This is a genomic window from Micromonospora sp. NPDC049151, from assembly GCF_040648395.1.
In the GTDB taxonomy this organism is placed as follows: domain Bacteria; phylum Actinomycetota; class Actinomycetes; order Mycobacteriales; family Micromonosporaceae; genus Micromonospora.
The window spans coordinates 1-17,532 of sequence record NZ_JBEZDP010000022.1; the positions used below are offsets into that span (position 1 = coordinate 1).

Here is a 17,532-nt window from a genome sequence, read left to right on the forward strand (position 1 = left end):
CAGACAACAGCCTGACCAGTCCGGGGTATAAAACAATTGGCACTGGCTTTACAAGCACCCTGTTGAGTTCTCAAAGAACAACCACACACCAACCAGAAACCCCGCATCAGCGGAATCCCCGTTTGGGGCAACCTCTCCAACCTACTCGGTCTTGCTTTCGTCGTCAACCTCGTGTTTTAGGTGATCAACTTGGCTCGACCAGACCCACGCTGACGCTCGCCGTTTCCGGCGGTCGTTGCTGTCGTGAGTTTCGGCGGACCGGCCGGCGCCGCTTCCGCGACCACCCGCCCGGCTCCCTGCCGGCTTTCGAACTCTACCCGGTCGGCTTCGCGTTCGCAACTCCGTCTCCCGGAGCTTCGAGCACCGCCCGAATCTCAGTCTGGCTCGGCGTCACCGCCACCAGCCTGGCGCCCGTTCTCGGCCGGTTTGCCCGGCCTCCCGCGTGCAGAGAGAAAGTTACGCGGACGCGCCGCCGAAGGCAAATCAATGATCGTCGTTGGCCGGGACGCGACCGTTTCCGCGATAAGCCGCGGTCGAAGGGGGTCGCCCGGAGCGGTGCCGTGCCAGAGTGGTCGGCATGGATGATCCGTCCCCGGTCCCGGCCGTCGCCGAGGATGCTCTCCTCGGGCTCCTGCTGCCGTTCTGGCAACTGGTGATCGGGGCCGTCGTGCTCGCCGTACTGGTGCTGTCGGTCAGACGCCTGGCCCGGCGCGGCCCCTCCCGGATGACCACCGCCCTGCTGGTCACGGCGGCGGCGATCGCCGGGATCGCCGCCCTGGGTCTGCTCCTGGGCGGCTGACCGGGTCAGAGCCGGCGGTTGGCCAGGCTGGGCAGCTCGCTGCGGATCGTCCGCAGCCGCTCCAGGTCCAACTCGGTGACCGCCAGCCCGGGACCGTCGGCGACCTGGCTCAGGACCGTCCCCCACGGGTCGACCACCATGCTGCGGCCGAAGCAGGTCCGGCCCGGGTCGTGGTCGCCTGTCTGTCCGGCCGCCGCCACGAAGCACTGGTTCTCGATCGCCCGCGCGCGAAGCAGCACCTCCCAGTGGTCCCGCCCGGTGTGCATCATGAACGCCGCCGGCACGACGAGCAGTTCGGCGCCGCCGTCGACGGCAAGCTGGCGGTACAACTCGGGGAACCGCAGGTCGTAACAGATGGACAGGCCCACCCGAAGACCCTCGACGTCGACCACCACGGGCTTCTCGCCGGGCGCGACGGTTGCCGACTCCCGGTAGGAGACGCGACCGGGGATCTCCACGTCGTACAGATGGATCTTCCGGTACGCGGCGGCGAGCGCGCCCTCGCGGTCGAAGACCAGGGAGGTGTTCCAGGTGTGCGCCGGGTCCGGACCGGCCTCGTGGAACGAGCCCGCGATCACCCACATGCCCAGGCGGCGGGCGGCCTCGGCGAAGAACCGCCCCACCGTGCCGTCGACCGGCTCGGCCGGCGGCATCCCGTCGGCGTGACCGAGGTAGTCGACGTACTCCGGAAGGAGGGCGAGATCCGCGCCGGCCGCCGCGGCCCTGACCAGCAGGGCCTCGGCGGCGGCGAGGTTCGCCGCCCGGTCGTCGCGGGCGTTGAGCTGGCAGACGGCGACACGCATGACCCGAGGGTACGGGCGGAAGCAGGCGTACGACAGGGCTCAGACGCTGGACAGCACGAGCGCGGCGGCGGCGAAGCCGAGCCCGGCCAGCTGCACCGGCCGCAGCCGTTCCCGGTCGATGACGAGCGCGAGCAGGACGGTGCTCGCCGGGTAGAGCGAGGCGATGGCGGACACCACGCTCAGATGTCCCCGTCCCGCGGCGGCGAGGAAGAACGCGTTGGCGGCCGCGTCGAGCAGGCCGGCGGCCACTGTCCAGCCGAACACCCACCGCCCCAGGCGCAGGCGCGTGCCGGTTCGGGCGGCGAGCGCGAGGCCGAACGTCACGGAGCTGAAGCGTATGGCGAGCACCGGCCACATGCCGGCGCTCTCGTCGGCCTGGCCGAGCAGCGCGAAGAAGACTCCGAAGAGCAGCCCCGCGGCGAGTGCCATGGTCAGGACGCGGCCGGAGACGCGGCGCGCGGCACCACGCTCCCCCATGCTGACGAGCCCGATGGCGACCACTGCGAGCCCGGCGCCGCTGAGCGCGACAGCGCCCGGGGAGTGGGCGAGGGCCAGGCCGGCGACGATCGGCACGATCGCCGCGGTGATCGCGGTGACCGGCGCGACGACGGCCATGACGCCGGTGGCCAGTGCGCGGTAGAGCAGGATGACGCCGCCCGCGCCGGCAATCCCGGCGAGCAGACCCCACCCCAGGTCGAGCGGGCTCGGGGTGCCGGGCACGACGAGAACGAGCACCACCAGCAGTGGGAGACTGAGGATCTGTGACACGACGGTGACGGCGATCGGGTCGGCGCGTTGGGACGCCTTGCCGCCGCAGAAGTCGGCGGTGCCGAAGGTGACCGCGGACACGGCGGCGAAGACAACGGGAAGCACCCGGAAGTCGTACCACAATAGTGACCATGAAGGACAGTGTGATGACCGACGCTAGCGGACGGGTGGGCTCGGTGACCTCCGCGGTCGCCGGCCAGGTACGTGAGTTGCGAGCGGCCCGCGGCTGGTCCTTCGAGGAACTGGCCGGCCGGTCCGGCGTCAGCAAGGGCATGCTCGTGCAGATCGAGGGCGCCCGCACCAACCCGAGCATCGGCACGCTCTGCCGGGTCGCCGACGCATTCGGCGTGAGCATCGCCCGGCTGCTGGAGCCGGCCGAACAGAGCACCGCACGGGTCAGCGCGGTGGACGAGGCGCCGGTGCTGTGGCGCGGGCCCAACGGCGGAGTCGCCCGCCTGCTCAGTGGTCTCGGCGAGCCCGGCCTGGTCGAGCTCTGGGAGTGGCGGATCGAGCCCGGCGAGGAGCTGCGCTCCCCCGACCACGCCCACGGCACGCGGGAGATCCTGCACGTCCTCGACGGCACCGCGACCGTCACGGTCGACGGCGTCGACCACGAGGTACGCGCCGGCGAGACGGTCGAGTTCCACGCCGACCGGGAGCACGGCTACCGCACGGACGGAGACGAGCCGGTACGCCTGATGATGGTGGTGGTGACCCCGTCGGGCGAGTGGGATCGGCGGGCCCGTTCACGCGGACCGCGCCCGGGCTGACCCGGGCACGGTCACGACGGCGGTCAGGCCGACTTCTCCTCGCGGTCCCGCCGGCGCCGGCCGGTGAACTCGCGGGGCACGATCGTCGGGTTGACGTTCTCCAGGACGACCTCGCGGGTGATCAGCACCCGGGCGGCGTCGGGGTTGCTCGGCACCTCGTACATCACGGAGAGGAGGACCTCTTCCATGATCGCCCGCAGGCCCCGGGCGCCGGTGCCGCGGAGCATGGCCTGGTCGGCGATGGCCTCCAGCGCGGGCGGCTCGAACTCCAGCTCGACGCCGTCCAGCTCGAACAGGCGCTGGTACTGCCGGACCAGCGCGTTGCGCGGCTCGGTGAGGATGCGTACCAGGGCGCTGCGGTCGAGGCTGCGCACGTTGGTGATCACCGGAAGCCGGCCGATGAACTCGGGGATCAGCCCGAACTTCAGCATGTCCTCCGGCATGACCTGGCTGAAGATGTCGTCGGTCGACCGCTCGGAGACCGACCGCAGCCGGGCGCCGAAGCCGGTGCCGCCGGAGCCGGTGCGGGCCTCGATGATCTGATCCAGCCCGGCGAACGCGCCACCGCAGATGAACAGCACGTTCGTGGTGTCGATCTGGATGAACTCCTGGTGCGGATGTTTGCGCCCGCCCTGCGGCGGCACGTTGGCCACAGTGCCTTCGAGCATCTTCAGCAGCGCCTGCTGCACGCCCTCGCCGGAGACGTCCCGGGTGATCGACGGGTTCTCCGACTTGCGGGCGATCTTGTCGACCTCGTCGATGTAGATGATGCCCGTCTCGGCGCGCTTGATGTCGTAGTCGGCGGCCTGGATGAGCTTCAGCAGGATGTTCTCGACGTCCTCACCGACGTAGCCCGCCTCGGTGAGCGCGGTGGCGTCGGCGATCGCGAACGGGACGTTGAGCATCCGGGCGAGCGTCTGCGCCAGGTGGGTCTTGCCGCAGCCGGTCGGGCCGAGCAGCAGGATGTTGGACTTGGCCAGCTCGACACCGTCGGTGCCGGAACCCGGGGCACCCGCGGCCTCCGCCTGGATCCGCTTGTAGTGGTTGTAGACCGCTACGGCGAGCGCCTTCTTGGCCTGCTCCTGACCGACGACGTAGTTGTCGAGGAACTGGCAGATCTCCATCGGCTTGGGAAGCTCTTCCCACTTCACCTCGCCGGACTCGGCCAGCTCCTCTTCGATGATCTCGTTGCAGAGATCGATGCACTCGTCGCAGATGTAGACACCGGGGCCCGCGATGAGCTTCTTGACCTGCTTCTGCGACTTGCCGCAGAAGGAGCACTTCAGTAGGTCGCCGCCGTCACCGATCCGTGCCACCTACGTTCTCCCTGCACTCATCGGCCGGAACGCCGGCCCTGACCTGCGAGCGCCGGAGCGCCCGTCCGTCCTGTCGTCCCACCATGCTGTCGAGTCCACCCGATCCGACCGGCGGAGCGGTACAGACCCGACGTTACCCGGTGGCCGGGTTTTCTCCGACCCCCAAAACGGGTGTGTCAGAGGTCGACCGGGAACGATACCCCGATCGACCTCCGACCACACCTTGATCAGCCTGCGGCGTGCGACGCCAGCAGACCCTTCTTGCGGCTGGTCAGAATCGTGTCGACCAGCCCGTACTCCTTGGACTCCTCGGCCGTCATGATCTTGTCACGGTCGATGTCCTTGCGGACCTGCTCGATCGGGCGATTGCAGTGGCGGGACAGCATGTCCTCCAGCTGCGTCCGCATCCGGAGGATCTCCCGCGCCTGGATCTCGATGTCCGAGCCCTGGCCGTAACCGCCCTCGGTGGCCGGCTGGTGGATGATGATCCGGGAGTTGGGCAGCGCCATCCGCTTACCCGGGGTGCCCGCGGAGAGCAGCACCGCCGCCGCGCTCGCCGCCTGCCCGAGGCAGACGGTCTGGATGTCCGGGCGGACGTACTGCATGGTGTCGTAGATCGCCGTCATGGCGGTGAAGGAGCCGCCGGGCGAGTTGATGTACATGATGATGTCGCGGTCCGGGTCGGTGCCCTCCAGCGTCAGCAGCTGGGCCATCACGTCGTTCGCCGACGCGTCGTCCACCTGGACGCCGAGGAAGATGATCCGGTCCTCGAAGAGCTTGTTGTACGGGTTGGACTCCTTCATCCCGTACGACGTGCGCTCGACGAACGACGGCAGGACGTAGCGGTTGTGCACGGCCGCGAACTGGGGCGGCAGGCTCAGGTCGGTCATCGTCAGCTCCTCGGTCAGCTCAGGGTCCCGGCGCCATCCGGAACCTGCGCGGCCCCGATGATCACCTTGTCGATGAAGCCGTAGTCCATGGCCTCCTGGGCGGTGAACCAACGGTCACGGTCCGAGTCCGCCTCGATCTGCGCCTGGGACTGGCCGGTGTGGAACGCGACCCGCTCCTGGAACATCCGCTTGGTGTAGAGCATCTGCTCGGCCTGGATCGCGATGTCCGACGCGGTGCCGCCGAGGCCGCCCGACGGCTGGTGCATCATGATCCGCGCGTGCGGCAGGGCGTACCGCTTGCCCTTGGTGCCCGCACAGAGCAGGAGCTGGCCCATGGAGGCCGCCATGCCCATCGCCACGGTCGAGACGTCGTTGTCGATGTACTGCATGGTGTCGTAGATCGCCATGCCGGAGTAGACCGAGCCACCCGGCGAGTTGATCCAGAGGAAGATGTCGCGGTCCGGGTCCTCCGCGGCGAGCAGCAGGAGCTGCGCGCAGATGCGGTTGGCCACCTGGTCGTTCACCTCACTGCCCAGGAAGATGATCCGTTCCTTGAGCAACCGGTTGTAGACCGAGTCGTCGAGGTTGCCAATGGAGTCGCCACCGCGGGCCTCGTTCACCCGGAGCGACTTCTTGGGGATGTGCATGTCGGTCATGGCAGCCCTTCGCTCTCCGTACCGTCCTACCCGACACTAACCGCTCAGCCGGGGGGCGTACTCCCGGTCGGGGCACTGTTCGCTCTCAGCGCAGTCACCCGCACGGCGTACCCCGGAAAGGGTTTCGGCCGCCTCCCGGCGCGCAGCGCGGGACGGCGGCCGACACCCCCGATGATCAGTGCTGGTGGTCGTGCTCGGCCTCGTTCTGGGCCCGCAGGGCGTCGAGGGAGACCTCGTTGCCCGCCGAGTCCTTGATCTTGATCTTCTCCATCACCGCGGCGAGCGCCTTGCCCCGGCGGACGTCGCCGAAGACGGCCGCGGCGGCGCCGGAGCGGACCAGCTGGTCGTAGTACTGCTGCGGGGCCATGCCGGCGCGCTGCGCCCGGTGCACGATCTCGTGACCGAACTCGTCGTCGGAGACCTGCACGTCCTCGGCGTCGGCCAGGGTGTCCAGCAGGAGCTGGATCTTGACGCCGTCGGTCGCCGCCTCGGTCAACTCGGTGTCGATCTGCTCCTCGGTCTTCTCCTCCGCCGCGAGGTATTCCTCCAGGGAGGCGCCGATGCGCTCGAGCTGGTCGACCATCGCGGCCTTGCGGCTCTCGACCTCCTCCTTGACGACGCCCTCGGGCGCCGGCACCTCGGCGGCGGCCACCATCTGCTCCAGGGCCTTGTCACGGGCGGCGTAGATCTGCTCGACCTGCTTGCCCCGGGTGACCCGCTCACGCAGGTCGCCGCGCAGCTCGTCGATCGTGTCGAACTCGCTGGCCATCTGCGCGAAGTCGTCGTTGAGCTCGGGGAGCTCCTTCTCCTTGACCGTGCGGACGGTCACCGCCACATCGGCGTCGCGGCCAGCGTAGTCGCCGCCGACGAGCTGCGTGGTGAAGGTGGTGTCGTCGCCTGCGGCCAGGCCGACAAGCGCCTCGTCCAGACCCGGCAGGAGCTGCTTGCTGCCCACCTCGTGCGAGATGTTGCTCGCCGAGCCGCCCGGAACCTCCTCGCCGTCAACGGTGGCGTTCAGGTCGATCTGCACGAAGTCGCCCTCCTGGGCGGCCCGCTCGACGGTCTTCAGCGTGGCGAAGCGCTCGCGCAGGCTGTTGATCTGCTCGTCGATCTCGCTGTCGGCGATCTCGATCTCGTCGACGGTGACCTCGATGGTGGCCGGGTCCGGCAGGGTGATCTCCGGCCGGACGTCCACCTCGGCGGTGAAGTTGAGCGAGTCGCCGTCGTTGAACTCCGTGATGTCGACCTCGGGACGGCCGAGCGTCTTCAGGTCGTGCTCCCGGACCGCGGCGAGGATGTTCTGCGGGATGGCCTCCTGGATCGCCTCGTTGAGGACGGTCCCCCGGCCCACCCGCTGGTCGATCACGGCGGCCGGGATCTTGCCCCGGCGGAAGCCGGGAACCTGGACCTGCTGGCCGATCTCCCGGTACGCCTTCTTGAGGCTCGGCTCGAGCTCGACGAACGGCACCTCGATGGCGAGCCGCACGCGCGTCGGGCTCAGAGTCTCGACGGTGCTCTTCACAGGCGTACTCCTTGACGGATCTGGGTGTTGGTTCTGGGGCGTGATTGCGCGCATCGAGTGTAGGCGAGCCGGCCGACGGCATCGGCAGTGCCCGGGCACCGCGCGGAAAAAACCGGCGGTTCCCGGGACGATCCGGTCGCGAACGACAGTCGGGGTGGCGGGATTTGAACCCACGGCCCCTCGCTCCCAAAGCGAGTGCGCTACCAAGCTGCGCCACACCCCGGTGGCGACGAAGAGTGTATGCCGTCCGGCCGCCCGCGCGGGTGACCGGGTGGCGTCGGGGTGGCGCCGGGGTGGCGTCGGGCGCCACTTCGGGGAAGTGGCTGGGTCCGGGGCGTAGGAAGGCGCCACCTCGCCGAAGTTGTGTGGATCTTGACGGTCGGCGGCGTGCGCGGGGTACGCGCTGCACGGCGGCGGGGGTGATTCGGTACGCTGTCGGCGCGCCCTGCTGTGGTGGGGCGCTCGCGGGCGTAGCTCAATGGCAGAGCTTCAGTCTTCCAAACTGACGGTGCGGGTTCGATTCCCGTCGCCCGCTCCAACAGCCTCCGGCCCCGGTCAGGGGCTGCATCCCCGATCCTGGGCCGGCCGGAAATCCCAGCAGCGCGCCCTTGTCGCCGGTGAAGACCAGGGCGTCGCGCGGCGCGCCACAAGGGCCATCAGCTTCTCCGGACGGTCCACGACTGCCCGACGGGGAGATCCGCCATCTACCCTTGGAGCCGTTGCGCCCAGTACACCTGCCCGTCCGGCCCCATATGAACCAGGGCCAACAGCAGGTCCGAAATGGCAACCGGGGCGGTGGGCACGTGGACCACCGTCCGTAGCGGCCCCTCCACATGCGGAAAGAGCGCGACGAACGTCAGCGGCGAAGCGTTCCCGTCGGACACAGCCAGTCTGGAGCCGTAGGTCCACCAGGTGTTTCCCTCTTTGACATCGCCTGCGCCCCGTAGCCAGGGATAGCGCTCGGGGATCTTGTTCTCGACTCCGGCGCTCCCGAAGCCGACGGCCTCCTGCAGCGGTGACGACGCGCTGAAGCGTCCCGGCTTGAGGTTGGTGCGCTTGTCAATGAGAAAGATCGCGAAGTATCCGCCATCGAGTGGCTTGGGCGGGGTCTGCCAAGAAACCCGCCCGAGCACCAACTGGTCGCGTCCGTTGGACACCGGGGCGTATACCTTCTCGCCGAGCGCGGCCTGAGCCTCCTCGTCGCTGACGAACTGAAGTGAGGACTTGATGACCAGCGCTTCCGGGCCGTACGGCGGGTGGTTGTGCCACCAGCGCCAGCCGACGAAGGCCACCGCCGCCAGGACGACCGCCAACACCAGCCCGGTCCTTCGCCACGTCATGCCCGAAGTGAACCATGCGATCGCCAGACGACCAGCCGTCCGTGACCTTCTTCCAGCCCGAACGCCGGCATGGGCCATCTGCGGGCCGGTAACCGTGGGGTTCGATTCCCGTCGCCCGCTCCACGGCCTCCGGCCCCGATCGTCGGCGGCTCCCCCGCTCGGGCCATCCGTGGCCGTCAGCTGCTCTGGCCGCCGGCGAGGACCCGCCTCACGAACTCGACGGCCGGGCCCCTCAAGCGCCGAAACCAGCAGCTCGTACGTGGCCTGGTCGAAGGCGACCAGGCGGACGTGCTCGACGTTCGTCGGTGTCGCTCTGAGGGTCGAGATTGCGATCTCCGCTGCCTGGTCCCCCGGAAACCCGTAGACACCAGTAGCGATGGCGGGGAAAGCGACGCGGCGAGCGGCGAGCTCATCGGCAACCTCGAGGCTGCGTCGGTAGCAGGACGCCAGGACGTCGGCCTCACCGTAGCCGCCGCCTTCCCACACCGGGCCGACGGTGTGAATGACATGGCGTACCGGTGGGTCCAGATCGAACGCCGGCGTGGCGACCGCATCGCCCGGATCGCACGGTGCCAGCGCGGCACCCGCCCGGGCCAGCCGCGGTCCGGCTGCACGATGAATCGCCCCGTCCACACCGCCGCCACCCAGCAGCGACTCATTCGCCGCGGTAACGACGGCATCGACGTCCTCTCGGGTGATGTCACCGAGGACAACTTCGATCACAGGCACGGATCGATGATGCCACCAGAGCACCTCCGCGGCAGATGATCTCCGCCGCTCTCATCGACCGAGGAACCCCACGACGGCGTCGCGCAGGTGCCGGTCCGGCTCGCGAGGTTCAGGGTCCGGGTCGGAGAACGGGCGACCGGCGACGAGTTCGGCCAGAACGGATCGCAGCCGCTCCCGTTCGGCTCGCAGGCCCGACCACGCCGGCTCGGGGAGCCGCAGCACGTTGGCGAGCAGGTCACCCGGGTAGTAGTCGCCCTCCGCCAACGGATCGCGCAGCAGGACCTGCAACGCGAGAGGCAGCAGAGCAGGAACGCCGATTTCCTGCCCGAGCATGATGCGCAGGTCTTCGACAGTGAACTCAGCCAACGGTTTGCGTCGTAGCTCCACGCAGCGCCTCACGAGAGACGTGGCCTCCGGGCCGGGGTCCGGCCAGACGTCCCGTTCAAGCTGCTCGATCGACGTCACGGCGGTCAGGCTAGCCCGCACCCTGGGATCACGTTCTAGTTCCCAGGGCCGCTTCCGGGCTTCGGCGCAACGCAGCCGTCCGGAGAATGGGCGAGCAACCGAAGGCTCATCGGCACCCGCTGGCGGAGAGCCAGGCCGAGTACAAACCCCGCGGCCACGAACGAGATGGGAGTGGCTGACTTATGACCAGCCCCTGGCATGTCCTGACCGAGGCAGAGCGAGAGCAGTGGACGTACACGCCGTCGGTCAGCGTGGGACCTCTGCGGTTCGGCATGAGCCACGACGAGGCCGTCGAGGCGCTACCCGGGTTCGCTGCATCGGTCTCCGTCGCACAACACGACTTTCACCAGCCGAAGAAGGCGGAGTTCCGCAACGCGTGCGTCCCTGCCCATGCCACGGCGGTCACGGCTTATTTCGGCAGCTCGGAGGGCCTGTTCTGCGTGGTCGTCGATGCGCGGTACGGCCCACAGGTGACGCTGGACGGAATCAGGCTGGTCGGACGTGTGCCGTCCCGGCTGGAGGAGCAGTTCCTGAGCTACGTGCTGGCGCGCGGCATCGCGTCGCAGTACGCCCCGGAAGGCGATCCGGCCTCCGACGAACTGGGGATCGTCGTGCGCGTCCAGCGGGCGGGCGACGTAGTGCTGTCCCGGCCGGTGTTCGCGGTCGTCCGCGAGCGTGCGAACACCCTGTGGGACTGCGTGCCGTACGACGAGTCGGGCGTCCACTGATCAGCCCGCATGACCAGTAGCGACCGGATCGGTGACGGGCACGGCCGGATCCCGTCGCCTCGCGAGGACGATCACGCCGATCAGAAGGAGCACGAGCCAGAGCGGCACCAGCACGGGAGCGAGCCCGCGCCAGACGGGCCACACCGGCTCGGCGAGCCGATTCGCGGCCAGGTCCGTCCAGGTGAGGGCGGCCCCCGGGAACAGGGCGACGGTCACCAGGGTGCCGACCAGCAGGGGTACGGGCCGACGACTCCGCGCCACCACCCGGAACAGCACCGCACCGGCGACGGCGCCGAGCAGGGTGCCGGTGATCGTGGCGGCTCGGAACCCTGCGGGGGCGGACTGTGTGATGCTCAGCCTCGACCCGTGCGCCGGATGGGTGAGCGTGACCGTCATCCCGTCTCGCTCGGCCCGCCAGCCGTCGCACGAGGCGCCCGGCACCCGACGGATTTCCCGCCATCCGCGCCTCTCGGCGGCCCGCCGCATCAGCTCGGACAGCGCGCAGTCGGCGCCGTCGCCGTACTGGAACTCGATCCGGCTCCCGCCGACGTCGTCGGCGGCCAGCCAGACGCCGTACCGGTAGCCCTGCACTGTCGTCGCGCCGCTCGGCTCGACACCGGGAAGCAGTTCGCCGGGCGCGCTCCGAGTTGCCTCGGCGCTCAGCGGCTCGGTGCCCCGGCCGCCGTACCAGGACCCGAGGGCCAGGCCGGCCGTACCGAACAGCAGCGCGCCGAGCAGCGCCATCGCGACGTACCCCGGCCGACGCCCCACCGGCCCACCCCCTGTCACCGTGCGGCACAGCGTAGGCGTCGCACACCGTCCGCGGTGCCCGCGCGAAGGCGATCTCGGCGCTCAGGCGGAGAAGCGCCGATGTGCCTAGTAGTGGTTCTCGATCGGCCGGCGTGCCTCGTCGAACAGCGCCGGCCCGTCGTACCGCACCGGACGCGGCGCCGAAGTCGAAGGCTTGACCTGCTCGAACTGTTCGGTGGACAACGCGTACACGACCCGGCCGAGGCCGGACGCGTTGATCGCCACGGTGCACATCGGGCAGGGCTGGCAGCTGGTGTACATGGTGGTGGCGACCGCCGCCTCGGGGGCGAGCTGTCGGGCGGCCCAGCGGGCCAGTTTCAGCTCCGGATGGGCGGTGACGTCCCGGTCGGAGACCACCGTGTTGTGGTCCTCGATCAGGACGGTGCCGTCCGCGCCGACGAGCAGCGACGCGAACGGCCGCTCGCCGGACGCGCCGGCCCGGTCGGCGAGTTCCACGGCGCGGCGCAGGAACGCTTCGTCGTCGGGTGTCATCGGCCCTCCACGTGTTCAGTCGGCGGCGATCTGCTCGACGGATCGGGCGGCGACGGCGAGCAGGGCCGGGTCGGCGCTGCGGGCGTACGCATCGCTCACGGTGTCGACGAATTTGATCGCGTGCGCGTCCCCGGTGTCCAGCGCCCGCGCCACGGCCTCGTCGAGTTCCGGCCCGGCGGCCGGCGGGAGGGAACGGGCCTCGGCCGGGGCGTAGGCCGCGGTGACGGCGGCGGTCGCCGCCCAGGCGGCGGCCAGGCTCGGGGGCCACACCGCCGGTGGCAGGGCCGGCAGGGTACGCAGGACGGCGTTCGGCGCGGTGGCGGCGTGCACGAGCATCACGGGACTGGCGTACCCGTGCGTGCCGTGCCGGACCACCGCGGCGTCGACGACAGCGGCGAGCCGGGTGGGCACGTCGTCGGCGGCGTCGCCGGGCACGGCCGCCGCGGCGGCCGGCCACCGGTCCAGGTCGGCCAGCTGCGCCAGGCGGGACCGGATGCCGAACCGCTGATCGGGTACGCGCGGCACGGCGTCGAGCGCGGACCGGGCGTCGGTTCCGGGGTACGGCCCGCCGCCGGGCGGGGCGAGCGGCTGCCAGCGGGCGGCCCAGTAGGCGAGCCCCTGGCCGAGTTCGGCCACGCGCGGTGCGGTCTCGGCGTCGAGCAGCGCGCGCACGGCGTGGCCGACGCGGATGACGCCGTGGGTGGCGCCGGCGGCGATGCCCGGCAGCAGGCGCGGCCACCACCGGGCCAGCACGTCGCGCCACGGCTCGCCGGCCAGCTCGCGGTCGAAGAGGTCGAGCCAGTCGCCGGTACGCACCGGGTCGCCGAGCGGGTCGCGCCACTCGTCGGCGGCGATGCGCCGGATCCCGCGCGGGCGTTCCTCCAGCCGGTCGGCGTACGCGTCGATCCAGCGATGCACGGCCCGCCCGTGGCCGTGGCGCACCAGGGCCTCCGCCGCCATCGGCACGTGGTTGGACAGCCACCCGTCGCGCTCGGGACCGGTGTGGCGTACACGCTCGTACGCCTCGTCGAGTACGGAGTTCAGCACGCCCGCAAGCGTCCGACCTGAAGTCCGGTTGACGTCAAGCGGGCGCGGAACCGACTGGTGTCCGGCGGCGTCGAAGCGGCCATGAGACTTCGTGCCCTGCTCGTCGTCGCCCTGGCCGCGCTCGGCCTGGTCGTGGTCATGTCACCCGCCGAACCCGCGTGGGCCTGCTCGTGCGCCCTGTCCACGACCGAGCGGGACGAGCGGGCGGACAGCATCGTCGTCGGCACCGTCTCGGAGGTGACCGACCGCGGGGTCCGGATCACCGTCGACTCCGTCGAGAAGGGCGGCGCCGGGGTCGGCAACACGCTCGGCCTGAAGGTGTCGCGCAGCGAGGAGAGTTGCGGCTACGGCTTCCGCGTCGGCGCGCGGTACCGAGTGAACTCGTCCGCCGGTGCCACCGGGCTGTGCGCCGGGATCCGCGAGATCTCGGCCCCGGCGCTCGCCGCCACCCCGTCCGCCGCCTCGGCGGAGCGGACGCAGGTCGCGGCACGGCACGTCCCCGGCCCCTGGTGGATCGTCGGCGGCGCGACAGTGGCGGTACTCGCCGCCGGGCTGGTGGTGGCGGCCAGGCGGCGGGCCGGAGGCGGACGCCCCTGACCGTCCCCCGGTCAGGACAGGCGGCGGCGGAGCTGCGCCATGTCCTCCGCGGGCAGCGCGTCGGCCACCAGCAGCCGGGGCAGCAGCTCCGGCTCCAGCATCGTGGCCCGGAACACCAGCGCCACAGTCACGTCGTGGTCGGGCCGGTGCACGATCTCGACCGGGTCCCCGGCGCCGACGCTGCCCGGCGTGATCACCCGCAGGTACGCCCCGGGCCGTACCTCCTGGGTGAACCGCTTGATCCAGCCGCGTTCGCCCAGCCACCCCTGGAACGTGCCACAGGGGATGCGCGGGCAGGAGACCTCCAGCACCAGGTCCGGCCCGATCCGCCACCGCTCGCCGATCCGCGCGCCGTTGACGTCCAGCCCGGTGGTGGTCAGGTTCTCCCCGAAGCTGCCGTCGGCGAGCGGGCGGCCCAGCTCGGCCTCCCAGTGGTCGAGGTCCTCCCGCGCGTACGCGTAGACCGCCTGGTCGGTGCCGCCGTGGTGGGCGACGTCGTAGACCCGGTCACCGGCGAGCCCGACGTCGCCGGTGCCCTTGGGGCCGGGCGCGGTGACGGCGACGCGACCGTCCACGGGCCGCTTGTCGATGCCGGTGGCCCCGATCCCCTTCCACGGGTTCGGTTGCGGTCGGCCCACGTTGACGGAGATCACCTTCATGACGGTGACGGTATGCGGCCGGGCGTCGTACCGGCCAGTCCATTCCCGGGCCGGGTGGGCGGCGCGGCGGCGCGGCCTGCGTACGATGCGGGCCGGACATCCTCGTCGGGTGGTGGAGGTAGCCGCGGATGGCAGGCCAGCAGGACGGTTTCGCCCTCGGCGTGGACCTCGGCACCTCGAACACCGTGGCGGTGCTGCGCTGGCCGGACGGGCGGACCCGGCCGGTGCTCGTCGACGGCCACCCGATCCTGCCGTCCGGCGTCCACGCCGACGCGGACGGTCACCTGCACGTCGGGCGGGACGCGCAGCGCCTGGCCCAGGCCGACCCGGCCGGCTACGAGCCGAACCCGAAGCGCCGGGTCGACGAGGAGACGGTGGAGCTGGGCGGGCGGGCGTACCGGCCGGCGGAGCTGCTGGCCGCGACGCTGCGCGCGGTCGCGGACGCGGCGGTGGCGGCGGTCGGGATGCTGCCCCCGGCGGTGGTCACCCACCCGGCGGCCTGGACTCCGGCCCGCCGTCAGGTGCTGCACGACGCGCTGGAACTCGCCGGCTGGCCGGCCGCGGCCGAGCACACGCTGGCCGGGCCGATCGCGCCCGGCACCCGCCTGCTGCGCGAGCCGGTGGCCGCCGCGCGCTACTTCACGCAGGTGCTGCGCCGGCCGGTGCCGGTGGGCGGCTCGGTGGCGGTGTTCGACTTCGGCGGCGGCACGCTCGACGTGGCGGTGCTGCGCAACGAGGGCGCCGACCCGTGGGGCGACTCCGGTTTCCAGCTGGTCGCCACCGGCGGGATCCCCGACCTCGGCGGTCTCGACCTGGACGCGGCCCTGCTCGGACGGCTCGGCGAGCTGGTCGGCCCGGTCCACCCGCGCGAGTGGGCCCGGCTGACCGCTCCGGCGAGCACCGCCGAGCGGCGGGACCGCCAGCAACTCTGGGACAACGTGCGCGGCGCCAAGGAGATGCTTTCCCGGGCCATGGTGGCGCCGGTCGCCGTACCGGGGGTGGAGGCGGCGGTCCCGCTGTCCCGGGAGGACTTCGAACGCCTGGCCGCGCCGCTGCTGGCCCGGGCGGTGACGGAGACCCGGGAGGTGACCGCCGCCGCCGGGCTGCGCCCCGAGCAACTGTCCGGCCTGTTCCTGGTCGGCGGGTCGACGCGGGTGCCGCTCGTGGCCCGGCTGCTGCACGCCGAGCTGGGCATCGCGCCGACGGTGCTGGAACAGCCGGAGATGCCGGTCGCCGAGGGCGCGCTCACCGACCTGCCGCTGCCCCGGCGGTCCGGCCGTCCCGCCCACCCGGCGTCGGCACCACCCGCGCCGACCCGGCCCGAGCCGGCCGAACCCGCGCCCACCTCGCCCGGTTCGGCTGCGGACGCCACCGCGGCGACGGTCCCCGGCGGTGCGACGAGGCCGAACCCGACCGCGCCGTTCGGCGGAGCGGACGCGGCGCCCGCCGGTCCGCACGGCACGCTGGTCGCCGACGGACCCGTCCCACCGACGTCCCCCACGAGGTACGACGGCACGCCGCTCGCCGGGGGTCCGGTCCCGCACCCGAGGTACGACGGCACTCCGGGCGCCCCCGGTTTCGTGCCGGGGGCAGCGCCCGCCGCGCACCACGCCGGACCCGGCGTACCCGGGATGCCGCCGCCCCCGCCCGGTGGAGGATGGCCGCCGGCGGGGCCCGGTCCCGGCGTACCCGGGGCGCCCTTCTCCCCCGCCCCGGGCGGTGTCCGGCCCGGCGGCGGCCGGCCACGGCGCGGCCGGTGGGTCGCGCTGGGCGCGGGTCTCGTGGTCGTCGCCGTGGCGGCGGCGGTGCTGCTCTGGGTGTTCCGGGACCGGCACCCGGCGCTTGACTTCCACACCGCCGAGCTGGTGAGGACGGTGTCCGTTGGTGACGCGCGGCCGGACCAGATGTTCACCGCGACGCTCGGGGAACGCGCCTACCTGGTCCGTTCGCTGCCCGACGACCACCTGCACGTGACGGCCGTCGAGGCGGCCACCGGGAAGACGGTCTGGGAGAAGCGGACCGACGCGGCCGCGCAGCGGTGGGCGGGGATCCGGCCGCTGCCCGACGGGCTGCTCGTCCTCGGCGACGCCACCGGCAGCGGCACCCCGCGCGTGCTCGCGGTGCTCGACGGCGACTCCGGCAAGCAGCGCTGGCAGACCGATGTCGGCCGCGACGACACCCTGTACCTCGGGCCCGACACGATCGTCCGGCTGGATCGCACCGGCGAACGCCTGGTCGGGCTGCGGCTGGACGACGGCCGCCAGCGGTGGGAGCGGCGCAACCCGCGCACCGAGTACGGCGACGCGCGCACGAAGGTCGTCCCGGTACGCACCGGCGCGGCACTGGACGGCCCCGCCGACGCCGAGGGCGCGCCGCTCGCGCCGTGGGCGGGGAAGGCGGACCGGCTCGTGCAGGTCGGCGCGGACCGCTCGGTCCGGGTCCTGGACATGCGCAGCGGGAAGATCCTCAAGGAGCGGGGCAACATGGCCGGCCTCGACGATCCGATGGCCGCCCGCGACGACCGGCTGTACGTGGCGGAGAACGATCGTGGCCTGCGGCTGCTCGCGTACGACCTGGGCGGTCTCGGCACGCCCAGCGTGCTGTACGAGGCGCCGGAGCAGGGCGGCCGGGTGAAGGATCTCGTCACCTGCGGGGAACGTCGCGTGTGCCTGCTGGAGACTCCCGGCAGCGGCGCCGACGACACCCGGGTGGTGGCGGCGACCGAGAGTGAGGGCACCCGGCAGTGGCCGGCGCCGCGCGCCGAGTCGCTGGTGCCGGTCGGTGAGCACGTGCTGGCCGGGCGGACCTCGCCGGACGCGGTGACGCTGTTCGCGCCGGACGGCACCGCAGTGCGGGAACGGGACGGGTCGGCGGTCCGGCTGGACGCCGGCAACGTGCTGATCTTCTCCAAGGCCCCGAGCAGTTTCGAGGACGACCGGGTCCTCGCCGGCATGGCGGTGGACGGCAAGCCGGTCGAGATGGGGCAGCTGAAGCAGATCCGCAGCGCGTCCTGCTCGTGGAACACCGAGATGCTGGTGTGCGGCGCGGAGAAGGGGTTCCAGCTGTACCGGTTCGCCGGCTGACCGGAAGTGAGCTTGACAGCGATCGATGCCTCGGCTGGTGTGAACGGCAGAGAGATCG

General features: G+C 71.7%; 16 protein-coding genes, 2 tRNA genes and 1 pseudogene. 6 read left to right on the forward strand and 13 right to left on the reverse strand.

Translation table 11 applies throughout. The annotated features are described in order from the left end of the window. The first annotated feature begins 577 nt into the window (after positions 1-577). Complete coding sequence (locus AB0B20_RS22660) at positions 578-799, forward strand: hypothetical protein (protein WP_357386367.1); 222 nt, start codon at positions 578-580, stop codon at positions 797-799. Between the two features lie 5 nt (positions 800-804). Here AB0B20_RS22660 and AB0B20_RS22665 read toward each other — a convergent pair whose 3' ends face one another. Continuing rightward, a complete protein-coding gene (locus AB0B20_RS22665; RefSeq protein WP_357473174.1) occupies positions 805-1,602 on the reverse strand; it encodes a carbon-nitrogen hydrolase family protein in 798 nt (265 codons plus the stop codon). Positions 1,603-1,641: 39 nt separating this feature from the next. Continuing rightward, positions 1,642-2,475, reverse strand: coding sequence for an EamA family transporter (locus AB0B20_RS22670; RefSeq protein ID WP_357473177.1), 834 nt, complete (start codon positions 2,473-2,475; stop codon positions 1,642-1,644). Positions 2,476-2,516: 41 nt separating this feature from the next. On the opposite strand from AB0B20_RS22670, the gene AB0B20_RS22675 reads away from it, so the two are divergent. Beyond that, on the forward strand, positions 2,517-3,140 hold the full coding sequence (locus tag AB0B20_RS22675; RefSeq protein ID WP_357473180.1) for an XRE family transcriptional regulator: 624 nt from the start codon (positions 2,517-2,519) through the stop codon (positions 3,138-3,140). Between the two features lie 23 nt (positions 3,141-3,163). Here the strand turns inward: AB0B20_RS22675 and clpX are convergent, their stop codons facing one another. The 5 genes from clpX to AB0B20_RS22700 all read right to left on the reverse strand — a co-directional run bounded on the left by clpX (position 3,164) and on the right by AB0B20_RS22700 (position 7,747). Beyond that, entirely contained in the window at positions 3,164-4,456 is a 1,293-nt protein-coding gene (gene clpX, locus AB0B20_RS22680; protein WP_091423211.1) for an ATP-dependent Clp protease ATP-binding subunit ClpX, read from the reverse strand. Positions 4,457-4,683: 227 nt separating this feature from the next. Beyond that, positions 4,684-5,346 (reverse strand): ATP-dependent Clp protease proteolytic subunit, encoded by a 663-nt coding sequence (locus AB0B20_RS22685; RefSeq protein WP_013288034.1) that lies wholly within the window; start codon positions 5,344-5,346, stop codon positions 4,684-4,686. 14 nt (positions 5,347-5,360) lie between these two features. Next, complete coding sequence (locus AB0B20_RS22690; RefSeq protein WP_013288035.1) at positions 5,361-6,002, reverse strand: ATP-dependent Clp protease proteolytic subunit; 642 nt, start codon at positions 6,000-6,002, stop codon at positions 5,361-5,363. Positions 6,003-6,177: 175 nt separating this feature from the next. Then, positions 6,178-7,524, reverse strand: coding sequence for a trigger factor (gene tig / locus AB0B20_RS22695; RefSeq protein ID WP_357386358.1), 1,347 nt, complete (start codon positions 7,522-7,524; stop codon positions 6,178-6,180). A gap of 149 nt (positions 7,525-7,673) precedes the next feature. Then, positions 7,674-7,747, reverse strand: a tRNA-Pro gene (locus AB0B20_RS22700). A 241-nt stretch (positions 7,748-7,988) separates the two neighbouring features. Between AB0B20_RS22700 and AB0B20_RS22705 the strand changes: the two genes are divergently transcribed. Beyond that, positions 7,989-8,062: transfer RNA gene (locus tag AB0B20_RS22705), tRNA-Gly, on the forward strand. A gap of 1,069 nt (positions 8,063-9,131) precedes the next feature. Here AB0B20_RS22705 and AB0B20_RS22710 read toward each other — a convergent pair. Both AB0B20_RS22710 and AB0B20_RS22715 read right to left on the reverse strand, forming a co-directional pair. Then, positions 9,132-9,587, reverse strand: a pseudogene (locus tag AB0B20_RS22710) (macro domain-containing protein); the annotation flags it as partial. A 57-nt stretch (positions 9,588-9,644) separates the two neighbouring features. After that, positions 9,645-10,058, reverse strand: coding sequence for a contact-dependent growth inhibition system immunity protein (locus AB0B20_RS22715; protein WP_357473184.1), 414 nt, complete (start codon positions 10,056-10,058; stop codon positions 9,645-9,647). 272 nt (positions 10,059-10,330) lie between these two features. On the opposite strand from AB0B20_RS22715, the gene AB0B20_RS22720 reads away from it, so the two are divergent. Continuing rightward, on the forward strand, positions 10,331-10,786 hold the full coding sequence (locus AB0B20_RS22720) for a hypothetical protein (RefSeq protein ID WP_357473187.1): 456 nt from the start codon (positions 10,331-10,333) through the stop codon (positions 10,784-10,786). Here AB0B20_RS22720 and AB0B20_RS22725 read toward each other — a convergent pair whose 3' ends face one another. The 3 genes from AB0B20_RS22725 to AB0B20_RS22735 all read right to left on the reverse strand — a co-directional run bounded on the left by AB0B20_RS22725 (position 10,787) and on the right by AB0B20_RS22735 (position 13,135). Beyond that, positions 10,787-11,557, reverse strand: a complete 771-nt coding sequence (locus AB0B20_RS22725; protein WP_357473190.1) for a hypothetical protein — start codon at positions 11,555-11,557, stop codon at positions 10,787-10,789. It abuts the gene before it with no gap. A gap of 105 nt (positions 11,558-11,662) precedes the next feature. Next, positions 11,663-12,088, reverse strand: a complete 426-nt coding sequence (locus tag AB0B20_RS22730) for a nucleoside deaminase (RefSeq protein ID WP_357473193.1) — start codon at positions 12,086-12,088, stop codon at positions 11,663-11,665. 15 nt (positions 12,089-12,103) lie between these two features. Further along, a complete protein-coding gene (locus AB0B20_RS22735; protein ID WP_357473196.1) occupies positions 12,104-13,135 on the reverse strand; it encodes a hypothetical protein in 1,032 nt (343 codons plus the stop codon). A gap of 81 nt (positions 13,136-13,216) precedes the next feature. Here AB0B20_RS22735 and AB0B20_RS22740 point away from each other — a divergent pair, with 81 nt between their 5' ends. After that, on the forward strand, positions 13,217-13,732 hold the full coding sequence (locus AB0B20_RS22740; RefSeq protein WP_357473199.1) for a hypothetical protein: 516 nt from the start codon (positions 13,217-13,219) through the stop codon (positions 13,730-13,732). A gap of 11 nt (positions 13,733-13,743) precedes the next feature. On the opposite strand, the gene AB0B20_RS22745 is transcribed toward AB0B20_RS22740, so the two are convergent. Further along, on the reverse strand, positions 13,744-14,391 hold the full coding sequence (locus tag AB0B20_RS22745) for an MOSC domain-containing protein (protein WP_357473202.1): 648 nt from the start codon (positions 14,389-14,391) through the stop codon (positions 13,744-13,746). A 128-nt stretch (positions 14,392-14,519) separates the two neighbouring features. Between AB0B20_RS22745 and AB0B20_RS22750 the strand changes: the two genes are divergently transcribed. Continuing rightward, complete coding sequence (locus tag AB0B20_RS22750) at positions 14,520-17,474, forward strand: Hsp70 family protein (RefSeq protein WP_357473206.1); 2,955 nt, start codon at positions 14,520-14,522, stop codon at positions 17,472-17,474. Positions 17,475-17,532: the final 58 nt, after the last annotated feature.

Coding starts and splice junctions, on each gene's coding strand:
- AB0B20_RS22660 (WP_357386367.1), top strand. CDS start 578: ATGGATGATCCGTCCCCGGTCCCGGCCGTCGCCGAGGATGCTCTCCTC.
- AB0B20_RS22665 (WP_357473174.1), bottom strand. CDS start 1,602: ATGCGTGTCGCCGTCTGCCAGCTCAACGCCCGCGACGACCGGGCGGCG.
- AB0B20_RS22675 (WP_357473180.1), top strand. CDS start 2,517: ATGACCGACGCTAGCGGACGGGTGGGCTCGGTGACCTCCGCGGTCGCC.
- AB0B20_RS22685 (WP_013288034.1), bottom strand. CDS start 5,346: ATGACCGACCTGAGCCTGCCGCCCCAGTTCGCGGCCGTGCACAACCGC.
- AB0B20_RS22690 (WP_013288035.1), bottom strand. CDS start 6,002: ATGACCGACATGCACATCCCCAAGAAGTCGCTCCGGGTGAACGAGGCC.
- AB0B20_RS22720 (WP_357473187.1), top strand. CDS start 10,331: ATGAGCCACGACGAGGCCGTCGAGGCGCTACCCGGGTTCGCTGCATCG.
- AB0B20_RS22730 (WP_357473193.1), bottom strand. CDS start 12,088: ATGACACCCGACGACGAAGCGTTCCTGCGCCGCGCCGTGGAACTCGCC.
- AB0B20_RS22740 (WP_357473199.1), top strand. CDS start 13,217: ATGAGACTTCGTGCCCTGCTCGTCGTCGCCCTGGCCGCGCTCGGCCTG.
- AB0B20_RS22745 (WP_357473202.1), bottom strand. CDS start 14,391: ATGAAGGTGATCTCCGTCAACGTGGGCCGACCGCAACCGAACCCGTGG.
- AB0B20_RS22750 (WP_357473206.1), top strand. CDS start 14,520: ATGGCAGGCCAGCAGGACGGTTTCGCCCTCGGCGTGGACCTCGGCACC.